The 12,785-nt window shown below is 35.1% G+C and carries 9 protein-coding genes; all 9 read left to right on the top strand.

What is annotated here, in order from left to right:
* Window positions 1–11: 11 nt before the first annotated feature.
* A complete protein-coding gene (locus ID12_RS10340) occupies window positions 12–1,646 on the top strand; it encodes a peptide-binding protein (RefSeq protein WP_050827146.1) in 1,635 nt (544 codons plus the stop codon).
* A 213-nt stretch (window positions 1,647–1,859) separates the two neighbouring features.
* Complete coding sequence (locus ID12_RS10345; RefSeq protein WP_034621771.1) at window positions 1,860–2,810, top strand: ABC transporter permease; 951 nt, start codon at window positions 1,860–1,862, stop codon at window positions 2,808–2,810.
* Between the two features lie 33 nt (window positions 2,811–2,843).
* Window positions 2,844–3,740, top strand: coding sequence for an oligopeptide ABC transporter permease (gene opp4C, locus ID12_RS10350; protein ID WP_080987789.1), 897 nt, complete (start codon window positions 2,844–2,846; stop codon window positions 3,738–3,740).
* A gap of 647 nt (window positions 3,741–4,387) precedes the next feature.
* Window positions 4,388–5,431 (top strand): formylglycine-generating enzyme family protein, encoded by a 1,044-nt coding sequence (locus tag ID12_RS10355; RefSeq protein WP_050827148.1) that lies wholly within the window; start codon window positions 4,388–4,390, stop codon window positions 5,429–5,431.
* A 121-nt stretch (window positions 5,432–5,552) separates the two neighbouring features.
* Window positions 5,553–6,347, top strand: coding sequence for a GTP cyclohydrolase II (locus tag ID12_RS10360; RefSeq protein WP_050827149.1), 795 nt, complete (start codon window positions 5,553–5,555; stop codon window positions 6,345–6,347).
* A complete protein-coding gene (locus tag ID12_RS10365) occupies window positions 6,329–8,089 on the top strand; it encodes a WD40 repeat domain-containing protein (RefSeq protein ID WP_050827150.1) in 1,761 nt (586 codons plus the stop codon). The genes ID12_RS10360 and ID12_RS10365 overlap by 19 nt, the downstream gene beginning before the upstream one ends.
* A 168-nt stretch (window positions 8,090–8,257) precedes the next feature.
* Entirely contained in the window at window positions 8,258–10,102 is a 1,845-nt protein-coding gene (locus ID12_RS10370; protein WP_050827151.1) for a hypothetical protein, read from the top strand.
* Window positions 10,102–11,331: an MFS transporter gene (locus ID12_RS10375; RefSeq protein ID WP_050827152.1), complete on the top strand. Its 1,230-nt coding sequence runs from the start codon at window positions 10,102–10,104 to the stop codon at window positions 11,329–11,331. The genes ID12_RS10370 and ID12_RS10375 overlap by 1 nt, the downstream gene beginning before the upstream one ends.
* 672 nt (window positions 11,332–12,003) lie before the next feature.
* The gene (locus ID12_RS10385; protein ID WP_025207150.1) at window positions 12,004–12,756 is read left to right on the top strand and encodes a YjbA family protein; all 753 of its coding nucleotides are present in this window, start codon (window positions 12,004–12,006) and stop codon (window positions 12,754–12,756) included.
* The last annotated feature ends 29 nt before the right edge of the window (window positions 12,757–12,785 follow it).

A 12,785-nucleotide genomic window follows, 5' to 3' on the forward strand; every position in this document is an offset into this window, starting at 1 on the left:
GGGAATTGTCTATGAAAGTTAGAAATAGAAAGTCCATTTTGGTCAGTTTACTGATGATTTTTACATTAATCCTTGCTGCTTGTTCTGGTGGAAATAAAACGTCTGGAGACAGTGAAAAGAAATCCACTGGTAAACCTGTACAAGGCGGCGATCTTGTCATCGGTTCAATTGCAGAGCCAACATTATTTAACTCGCTGTATTCTACAGATGTGGCAAGCTCTGATATTGAGGAAAGAATCTACAGCTTCTTACTTCAAACAGACGGAAAGCTGAACCCTCAGCTATCGCTGGCAGAGGATATTAAAGAATCTGATGACGGCAAGCAGTTTGATGTCACCATTAAAAAAGGTGTGAAGTTTCATGATGGTGAAGAACTGACTGCTGATGATGTTGTGTTTACATACAGCATTCCAATCAATAAGGACTACAATGGGGAGCGCGGATCAGGCTTTGAAGTATTAGAGTCTGTAAAAAAAACAGGGGACTACTCGATCGAATTCAAGCTCAATAAAAAAGATCCCTATTTTTATAATGTCACACTAGGAAGCTACGGTATTTTACCTAAGCATATTTTAGGTGATGTGCCTATAAAAGATCTCGGTGAAAACGAATTTAACCGAAAAAAACCAATCGGTTCAGGTCCATTTAAATTTGCAGAATGGAAAGAAGGAGACTACGTCAAACTAGAAGCCTTTGACGATTATTGGGATGGACGTCCTTACCTTGATACCGTCACGATTAAAACGATTCCTGATGAAAATGCAGCTATTGCTCAGTTATCAGCAGGCGATATTGATTTCTTTGCTGTACCGGGAGCGGAGCTGCAAACAGCTGAAAAAATAAATAACATCAAAATCGAGTCCGATTTAGGCCTGAATTATTCTTTTATTGGCTGGAATCAGAAAAACGATCTCTTTAAAAGTAAAAAGGTCCGCCAAGCGCTTACCCATGCCATTGATCGTCAAACGATTGTCGATCAAGTGTTAGATGGAGACGGGAAAGTAGCCAACATCCCAGAAAGCCCGCTGTCATGGAACTACCCTAAAAATGAAAATGTCCCAGTATTTGAATTTGATCAAGAAAAAGCGAAAAAGATGCTAAAAGAAGAGGGCTGGAAGGATACAGATGGAGATGGCTATCTTGATAAGAATGGTAAGAAATTCTCCTTTGTATTAAAGACCAACCAAGGAAATAAAGTTCGTGAAGATATCGCTGTCGTTGTACAGCAGCAACTTAAGGAAATTGGTGTAGAAGCGAAGCCGCAAATTGTAGAATTCAGTGCGTTAATCGAACAGACATCTCCACCAAAATGGGACTATGACGCTTTACTTCTAGGGTGGAGCCTAGCTACTTTCCCTGATCAATATAGCATCTTTCACTCAAGTCAGTCTGAAAAAGGTTTAAACAAAGTTTGGTATAAAAACAATGAAGTTGATCAGCTGCTCGTAGATGCTAAAAATTTAAGCGATCGAAAAGATTATACAAAGGCGTATGAAAAAATTTATGAACTAATTGCAGAAGATCAGCCATACACATTCCTTTATTATGCCAACTCACATCGAGCTATGCCAGCTAACCTACAAGGCTACTCTTATCATCCGAAAGATGAGTATTACAAAATCGAAAAGTGGTGGATTGAAAAGTAGACCCATTGTGAAGAAGGGGGGAGTTTCTCCCCTTACAGCGTGAAGACAAACCCTCGCATTCGGCGTCTGTCCTGTGTGCTGGTGCTCACGAATATTTCATTCGCTCCGAGCAAGTACTCGTCATATCACGCTGAGAAGAAAAATAGGGCTAAAATAACATCATTTTAGCCTTTTTTCACAGAATGGTGATCCGATGAAAAAGGAGTTGTGCATATGGTTACATATATCATTAGAAGGACATTGCTGTCGATTCCCATCTTATTGGGGATTACCATTTTGTCCTTTGCCATTATGAAAGCAGCACCAGGCGATCCGATGTCACTCATGATGGACCCTACCATTAGTGCGGCAGATCGGGAAGCCTTTATTGATAAGTACGGCTTGAACGATCCTGAATATGTGCAATATATGAAATGGCTTGGCAATATGCTTCAAGGTGACTTTGGCACATCCATTGTCAAAAAGGGAACGCCCGTGGCTGATTTGATTTTTGCCCGGCTGCCAAATACCCTCATCCTCATGATCTTTTCTACATTAGTTGCCCTGCTGATTGCTATCCCATTTGGTGTTCTTTCAGCAAAACGTCCGTATACAAAGCTTGACTATGGCATTACGGTTACATCTTTTATCGGACTGGCTATTCCAAACTTTTGGTTTGGTCTCATCCTCATTATGGTTTTATCCGTGAACTTAGGGTGGTTTCCAACTGGCGGAGTCTCTACCTTGAATGCCGATTTTAATGTGTTTGACCGACTCCATCACATCATTTTACCAGCCTTTGTTTTAGCAACGGCTGATATGGCTGGGCTGACCCGGTACACAAGGTCGAGTATGCTTGATGTCATGAGGCAGGATTACATTCGCACAGCAAGAGCGAAAGGCTTTAGAGAAAACAAAGTCATTTTTAAGCATGGTTTAAGAAACGGTCTTATGCCTGTCATAACGATTTTCGGATTGATGATACCATCCTTTATTGGCGGCGCAGTCGTGGTGGAACAAATCTTCACATGGCCTGGACTTGGAAAGCTGTTCATTGATTCTGCCTTTTCGAGAGATTATCCGGTCATTATGGCAATGACCGTTATTTCCGCAGTGCTTGTGGTGGTTGGAAATTTAATAGCGGATATTTTATATGCAATCGTTGATCCGCGTATTGAATATTAGAAGGGAGCTGAAGCACAATTGGCACAGCCTAATATGGGAACACCTCCTGTTGATATCAAATTAAAGGAGGGCCTTCCGCCAAAGCCAGAGACGATGCTGCGTTTATTTTGCGAGAAATTTTTCAAAAATAAATTGGCGGTTGCCGGCTCCGTGATCTTATTGATCATTATCTTTTCTGCCATTTTCGCTCCAGTGATCGCTCCATATGCACCAGAGCAGCAAGATTTATTGAAGCGGCTTCAGCCGCCAAGTGCTGAGCATTTTATGGGCACTGACAAGTTTGGACGCGATATTTTCTCAAGGGTGCTATATGGCGCGCGGGTCTCTTTATTGGTCGGTTTCGTCTCAGTGGTCGGTGCAATCACCATTGGCACTGTCGTTGGCGCGGTCGCGGGGTATTTCAAAGGATTTGTTGATTCCTTGTTAATGAGGTTTGTGGATGTCGTGTTGTCGATTCCAGACATTTTTCTATTGATCACGCTCGTCACCATTTTCAAGCCGGGCGTTGATAAATTGATTTTAATCTTTGCTTTGACCGGCTGGACAACAACGGCCAGGCTCATCCGCAGTGAATTCTTATCACTTCGAACAAGAGAGTTCGTACTCGCGGCGAGAACCATTGGAACGAAAAATCATGTCATCATCTTTTCGCATATTTTACCGAACTGTATCGGTCCTATTATTGTATCGGCTACATTAAAAGTAGGCTCCGTGATTTTAGCTGAATCAACGCTCAGCTATCTTGGCTTTGGTATTCAGCCGCCAACGGCAAGCTGGGGCAACATGCTGCAAGATGCACAAAATTTCTCGATTATGGTGCAAGCTTGGTGGTATCCGCTTTTCCCAGGTCTCTTTATTTTAATAACGGTTCTTTGCTTTAACTTTTTAGGAGATGGCTTAAGAGATTCATTTGATCCTAAGAGGATATGAACGAGTCATAATCAGGCTGTAGAAAGATCTCAATAGCCTGATTATATGGTTCATTCCCACTTGATATTTAGAAGTATATAGGTACAAGAAAAGTAATTGATAGAGTTTGGATTATTTAATGATTGAAGGTTTGGTAAACTCCTTTTCCTGTTGCTAAGATATTGTTTTTTCGTTTCAATAGTTTTTTTGACCTATTTAAGGGCTGAAAAGCTGTCCTTTATTGTAACAGGCAGTCAATTACGGAGAAGATGGAGTTTATGATCGATTTTTTTAGTATTTCTAATTCTAATGGCATTAATTTAGATATAGAGATGAAGGAAGATTATACTAAATTAATTTGCATAAGAAAAAAATATATAAAAACCAAAAAATATAATATCTAATTATTTACTTAAAATGAATAATATGGTAGAGTAATATATAGATATTCTTTATAATCTACCCATAATAAGTAGCACATTACTTTCCTCAAAGAGTAACACAACATTTTATCTTCGTATTTCTGCAATTTATATCACATTTATTTCTCTAAATCATTATTAATATCTCCCAATCAATGACTTTTTTCTTGAAAACAATCCCTATTTAGAAAAAAAATAATTTGTGTGATTCATTTTATTAAGTATAGAGAGGTGAGAAATTTTGGTATGATCAAAAACTTAAAATTCAAGTATATAGAAGCAGGCGAATTTCATTTTGGAACAGAGTGGAACAAAGAAAAGTTTATAAACATGGTAAATAATTATAATGTTCCGCTTGAATGGTTATTAAAAGAAGTCCCTCAGAAAAAAGTATATTTAAATGATTATTGGATTTCTGAAACTCCAGTTACGATTGGAATGATGAAAGAATTTTATCAAAATAATCCACATGTGCAAATGCCCTTAGTCATAAAAAAACATATTAATAATAACGATTTAGATTTCCCAGCATATCACATTAATTTTGAAGATGCGTTGATGTTTTGTTACTGGGCTTCAGAAACCTTGGGAGAGTGTATAGATCTTCCAACTGAACCCGAGTGGGAAAAAGCCGCTAGAGGAAGTTGGGATGATAGAGAATTTCCATGGGGCGATGAGATAATTGAGAATGTAAATATAAAAGGTCAATACAATTCTTTGCCTATCCCAGTAAAGAACATAAAGGAAAATAGATCTCCCTATGGTGTCTATGATCTTTCTGGAAATATAGAAGAGTGGACTAGAAGTTACAATCGACCTTATTTAGGTTCGCCCTTAAAATATTCTAAATCATTAAATTACCATATTTTGAGAGGTGGGACGTGTGAACATGGAGTAGATTTAGCTAGATGTTCAAGAAGACACGGAAATATTCCCAGTGTATTTAGAGGATTCAGAATTGTAAAAAGGAAAGAGGTTAATATATTTCAAAATGATATATATTCAGAATATTCGGAAGTTAATGAAGGTGATTTTATATTAGCAAGAACTTCAAAGTTAGACCAGCAAAACTTGATCGTTGATATAGATTTAAATAAAAAAGCTTATTTGGACATTCAAACATGTCAATCCAATGAAATAAAATTATTCAAAGGTTTTTCCAATCCAGGTTCAGAAATTTTGGTTCAATTTGAAGGAGATGTTGGAGGTCAATTAAAAGTAAGAAAACCCTCATTATCTGAATTGGATTCTTTATTAAGGAACTTAGACGTCAATAAAATAATTCAATAGGAAACAACTTAATATGCAATATCGTGGAGGGTTAGATTAGTGAGCACAGGTTGTTTTTAGCCCAATGCTTATTTTTAAGGGTGTACTTTTCATCGCAATAGTAGTGAAAATGCTTCTATAAATGGGATTTACAAAAAATAAAGTGAGGAGAACAAAATTGCAACTTAAACTGGATGATTATAAGTTACTTGCCCAAAAATTAAAAATCATACCCTATAAAAAGAAATATATGTACTTTTTCGGGCCTATTGAATTGCCTATTAATTTAAATGGAGAAATTATTATTTTTAATTGGTATACCTGGTTTGTACATAATGAAAAATGGTCCTTAAAAAAAACGCTGGAAAAATTACCGAGCCTATCTCAAAACGAATCTCAACAAAGCACTGTTTTGATATACGGAGACTTTGAAAACTCAGAAATGGCAAAAGTTAGATTACACAGTATCTGTCACACTGGAGATATTTTTGGAAGTGAAAAATGTGACTGTGGAATTCAGTTAAAACTGTCACTACAAAAAATTTATCAAGCTGGAACAGGTGCATTATTTTATTTATCAAATCATGAAGGAAGAGGGATAGGTCTATTTAGTAAATCAATGACCTATGTTTTACAGCAGAAAGGTTATACCACGTTAGAAGCTAATTTGTTGCTGGGGTATAAAGTAGAATGTAGAGATTATGAAGAAGCTTCCTATTTATTAAAAACATTAAGAAATAAGCCAATCATTCTACTAACGAATAATCCTGATAAAATAAATAATTTGAAACAAAGTGGAATTGCGATAGAGAGCTGTGAAAATGTGATTGGTGAAGTTAATCAATTTAACATTAAATATTTAGAGACAAAGGTAAATGATATGAATCATTCTTTTAAATTAGTAAAGGAGGATGAAAAATGCATACAGGGCCATTAAGAGCAATAGTAATTGACCAAACAGGGAAGTATGCATACACTGGCGGCTATGATAAAAGAGTTTACAAATGGGATTTAAATAGCGGATCCTCATATCTTCTTACTGAACATGAGCATTTAGTCGGAGGATTAACACTAAGTAAAGATGGAGGATATTTACTCACATCCTCTTCTGATTATTCTATGAAATTGATTGATACTAAGACTGAATCGGTAATAAAAACTTTTTTAGGTCATACTGACGACATCGAATATGCAATTTTCGCAGAGGACGATCAATATATTATATCTACATCCTTACAACATGATGGCAGAGTTTTAGTGTGGAATGTTGAAAACGGTAATATTATTCGTGAATTTAATGAACATAAAAGCAGTGTCAAATCTGTATGGACATTTAACAATAAAGTTTTTTCCTGTGATAATAACGGGAATGTTTTGGTGTGGAATTTAATTACTGGGGAAGTGCTAGATAATTTAGGTCCATATACTTGTGACATAGATACCATTAATGGAGATATAAATAGAGGGATTTTATTAATAGGGTTAGATAATGGTGATATAGATGTATATGATGCTCTAAAACATACAAAAATGAAAACATTAAAAGGTCATAAAATCGGTGTTAAGACTATAGAGATATCTCCATCTGGAAATTACGTATTAACTGCTGCATACGATCATCAAATTTTTATTTGGGATCGGAATTTCAAAAGGCTTTCATCATTACCTCAATACAAATATCAGTGGGAAGTAGGGTTTGCTTTTAGTAAGGATGAAAAAAACGTATATGGTTGTACATTTGGATATAAGTTTTGTGAATGGGAGTGGGAAAAAAATCAACTAATTGACAATAACATAACATGTGCAACCCCTTCCATAAACGATATAGCTGTTAGTGAAAATGGAAATGTCGCTACTGCTTCAGATGATGGTGTGTTTAGACTAAATGGAGAAAAGATTATGTCGGTAAATCATGTTTTGAATAACGCCGTAGGTATGACGAATGATGGTTCTATAATAGCTTGGGGAGATCATAAAGGATATTTGCATTTGGTAGATGCTGAACTGAAGACAATGATTAAATCAATTGATTTTTCATCTGGGCCACTTAATTCAATTGTTTATGATAGAGAACATCACTCGTTTTTTATAGGTTCATATAGTGGGAATGTATTTGAAATAAACCTTTACGATTTCAGCATCGTTGATCAGTTTCGTGCACATAATGGGGCCATTAAAGGAATGGTAGTAGAAAGAGAATTTATTGCTACGGGTTCTTCAGGTGGGGAAGTGCATATTTTTAATCGAAAAAATATATCAGAATGTATTCGTTTAGTTGGTTCGTCATTTGTCATAAATGATCTTTCATATAATGAAAAGAAAAATTTACTTGCAACAGTTAGTAGAGACAGAATTGTAAGAATTTATGATGCATCAAACGGATCTTTAAAAGGTCTTCACAATATGCATAACTACTCAGTTAAAACAGTATGCTTTAATGCTTCAGGAGTATTATTTGCAGGTGATTATTGGGGATATATTAGTGTATGGGATTTAAATGATGACAAGAAAAACATATTTAAAGTAGCGAATAATGGAATAAGTTATATGGAGAAATTAGGTGAAGAAGTTCTTGCTGGATCTTATGATGGAGGAGTATATTCAGTGAATAAAAGTGGTGAAAATTCAGAATTTATAAGATTATTTGATCAATCTGAAAATTATCATGTTTTAAAATGAGATATAAATTTATTTTCATTCTTATTTAAAGGAGGTGAGAGAAATGGGTCGTAAAATTAAAGTTCAACCAATCCGCAGCTCAGTAAACACACGTAAATAATTATAGGTTTGGGTAGGGATATAAAAAAGTATCCCTACTTAATTTTAATATAAAAAGGAGGAGAAAAAATGTTAATTAGACCACTTAGGGTTGATTATGTAGCTAGTAAAAATTATATTATCACTGTTGATACGCAAGGTGTACTACACCGTTTAAATGATAAATTAGAAGTTGTTAAAAGTTCAGCAGCACCGCTAATTAATACGAAGGTTTATTGTCTTACTGCAACGGACGATTATATTTATACTCGTGATTACTTTGGAGTCTTAAGTAAATACTGTATTGAAACCTTAAAAAAATTACAGACACTACATACTGAACATTATGCATTATCAGAAAAAATATTACAAAATGAAGAGCCGTCACCTTCAAATGCGAGAGGTATTCGAGTGTTCGGAGAGTTTCTATATACAACTAATGGTTTTGGGCAAATTATGAAATTAAATAAAGAATCATTGGTTGTTGAGGAGATAATTGAACACCCTAGTAATGAAAAGACATTCATTGATTATTTTAATGTGGAAAATGATATTGAACAAATTATTACAGATAAGGAAGGAAATTTGTTTTTCGGTGATTTAAGTAAGCTTGAATTTAACAGAAAAATTAAAGTTGATGAGGGAAGTGTACATGTAGTTAGGTATGATCCTAAGAATAACCGTTACATCGCTACACAAGATTATGGTTTGGAAAATTCATATGGTATTGAGTCAGGTCTTGCAATCATTGATCCCGAATCACTCACGTTTACAAGTCACCCATTCACAACAGATGATGTTGAATTTATTTTCTTTGACAAACACTTCACTGAAATTTACACTGGAGGATTTGATGGGAAAATTTATGTATTTGATAATATGACCCCTAGTCTTAAACTTAAGCGAACCTTGGGTCCATTTAATCACCAGATTTCATATGGTCTCATGCTGAATGATGATAGAATATTAGTTCTTTTACAATCTGGAGAAATGCTGATTGTTGATAAATATGGAAATGAATTAGAAAAGTTGGATTTTGATTATGTTTGCTATTGGGATTTTGTGAATGGTGAAAGTTCAGATGAATTCTATGCTCCAAATGGCAAAGGGATTACTAAATTTGTTGTTGAGGAGGTCAATGATTCAGATATTATAATAAGAGAAAAAGAGAAATTTGTATATAACTTTGGCTTAATATTTAAATTAGTGCGTGTAAACAGCTCAAGATTTGTTGCTTTATCTAGAAAAAATTTAATTTTTAGCTTTGATGAAAATGGCTATGTTCTATGGAGTACAAATTTAGAATATCTGCCTAAAAGTATATCGTGCTGCTCGAATAAACAAGTTGCAATGGTAGGGTTAGATAATGGAATAATGCAAGAAATAGACTTAAATAATGGTAGATTATTAAGAAGAAAAAATTTCGATGCGGCCGTTACTACTTCTATATTTAATGGGGAAGATGTTGTAATAGGAACTTCCAATGATTCTCTTCACTTTATTGATTATGTCACATTTGAAGAAAGTCATAAATCGCTCAATTTAAAAGGGTATCCAAAAAGAATTCGACTTGAGGGACAGTATCTAGTTTTAACAGGTGGTGGATTCGGTTATATTGAAATTGATAAAGATACCTATGACATTAACAAAAGAATGGTAGGTGACTTGCTTTATAATACAAGAGAAGAATCTATAAGAATAGATGATTACATTTTAATATCTTCTTATGGCCACCAAATGGGTGTATATAATTACGAAAATAATCAGATTGTTTATTTAATTGAGAGGTTGCCAGACTATGTAAAAGCAATTAAACATTATAAGGGAGGAAATGGGGAGAATTATTTAATTATTGGTGGAAATAATGGATTCTTACAATGCTATCGAGTCAATAAAGATGGATCACTCCTATTAATAAAGGAATATATTTTTTAATGCGAAAGTTAAGGTTACTATTAGCGGCTAACCTGATTTCAACTGTGGGAACCGGAGTAACTTCTTATTTAATCATTTGGTTGCTGATAGACCAATTGAATCAATCAGTATTGTATGGAATTTTAACCATTGTCACGATGATTTTTGTGTTCTTTGCTTCGCCCTTTTTAGGAAGCTTGGTTGATAGACACTCTCGGAAAGCTATCTTCCTGCAATTAGAATTAATAGGTGCGTTCATGCTGATTGTTTTTCTCATCCTCTTTGATATTTCAAATTTCCTTAATATTTTTCTTGTCGTTTTATTAACACTATATAATACAATTTATGATTCAATAAAATACCCAACGTTATCAGCTTTAACTCAAGAAATGTTTAAAGAGGATGAGTATAGTAAAGTCAATAGTAGTTTAGAAGTTCAGGGGCAAGCAGCTTTGATGATTAGCTCTAGTTTAGCCGCTTTTATGATCGGTCAAATATCCATCACCCTTATATTGGTTATGAATATCATGACATTTCTTGCCGCTTCAATTATCATATACAAACTTCCTTATCAACGAAGTCGTGTGGTAGAAGAGGAGACCAATGCCACGAAGAGTGTATCATACTGGGTTAACTTTAGGTCTTCACTTCAATACCTAACTCAACGGAAAGTTTTGTTCGTAATTTTATTAACGACTTTTGTGCCTAGTATTGTTATTATTGTGGCAAATTATTTGGATCCAATTTTTATTTATCAATTTTTGAATGAAGGTCCCTCAGTAATTGGTATTGCAAATATCTTTTACGCAGTCGGAGCAATTGGCGCTGGTTTCGTAGCCTATCAAATGTCAAAGAGACTTCCACATATTCAAGGTGTCATTATGTTTATGATCGTATTTGCTATTTCAACAGTCGTTATCTTTCTTTTCCCTCACTCTGTGACATTTATTGTAGCAAGTTTTTTTTGGGGTCATTCAAATGCTGCCATTAGAGTATTTAGAAAAAGTTATATGTTCCAACATGTTGATAATGCATATATGGGACGTGTCAACTCATTAATTAATGCATGTAAGTTATTAGGTCAGATTGCTTTAATTGGAACTTTAACTATAACTGTTGTGCCAGCTGGAAAATCTCAATATGGATATCTTATTTTATTCATCATCGTATTTGCTGCTCTATTCATCACATCATATTTATGTATGAAAAACTTTAATTACAAGAATGAAAAAAAGTATACTTCTGTCTGAGAGTTGACTTTAGAAAGAGGAGCGTTAACGGAAATTGGTTATATGAATTGATCAATTGTTTTGTGTGTTTTAATTTTGCTAAAATAAATATTAACATTGAAATCAGAAAAAGCAGACTTTACTTTAAAACACATCCAACTCCATCTTGCTGCACGAGTTTCAAGTATTAGGTTTTCATTTTAGGATGATTGAAGCTTTTTCCTTACTTGCTTGGAAAATTAAAACCAGGTTGTATTTTAATTACAACGACAATCATTATGGGATTTGGTATGAAGTTTATCATACCAGTTGAGTTTCTAGAAGCACTGTTTGGGTTACAGTCAGTCTACCTTTTGGTTTTTTTATCGGTCTAATGAATGCCTTCTTAAATGTGCCGATTAGCAGTTTATTTCTGGGACTTACTCATTACTCCACATGCTTATAGGAGTCATGCGATTCCCATCTTACAAATGTTCTCTAACTTCATTCTTGGCATTGCCAGTATTTTTTCTAAATATATTGGTGTCATATGGATTACTGATATCTCTGGTGTTTTCCGTCTTATTAACTGCCGCGAAAAAAATAAAGGCAAACCACCTGTCGTTCAGCTTGAAGTTTTGATAAAGTTGGAATAATTTCTCTATCCCTTGCCCATACTGTGGACAACAGTTTTTATAAAGTGAGGGATTGGTTATGTTATTTCTTCATGACGTATGGGTGAATTGGTTTGAAGGGGAAGAAAATGGCTACAATGTGTGTCATTTTCATGAGTGGCGCAAGGAGGACAGCGTTGAGCTGTTAGATCAAGTGCCTTTACTTAAGGTGCAGAGTCCTTTGTTTGATTACATAGAGAATGATCTATCAGAGCTGCCAAAGACGCTGCTAGAGACTGTATTTGAGAAATCATATATTCGAAAAAATCATGAACGCCGTAAATTAGAGTATTGCTTTGTGGTCACGGACGGGATTAGAATCATCGCTGTGGATACGATTGGTTATTCCATCCCTGTGAGAAAGAGCCGATTGATTCCAAGACAGGAGCAATTGGTATATGAAATGGTGAAAGATGTGAAGGCAGAGGAGTATGAATTCACGCCGGACAGCCTTGAATCGACGAAAGAATATCACATCCTATCATTACCACCGCAGCATATCAGCGGATTAACGAGAAAAGAAAGACAGCTGAAGCAGCTGATGTTTATGGCGCTAGATCAACTAAAGGGGCTTCAAAACCGAGCTGAAATTGCCTATTGGTATACAGAATGGAATCCGCGCATGTACAACCAGATCAAACGAATGTCTTTCGAGGAAATTTGGAACATGCTTTATAACGAAACCATTGATGGATGGTCAGAAAACCATTTAGCCTTTTGTGAAAAAATGATTAAAGGACAGCCGTTTTTTGAAAAACTTTGGGAAATGGAAAACGAATCAAAAGTGAATTAGAAAAAGCTTGCAGCTGAATAAGCTGCAAG

The sequence above is a fragment of the Bacillus altitudinis genome (genome assembly GCF_001191605.1).
Lineage (GTDB): Bacteria > Bacillota > Bacilli > Bacillales > Bacillaceae > Bacillus > Bacillus altitudinis.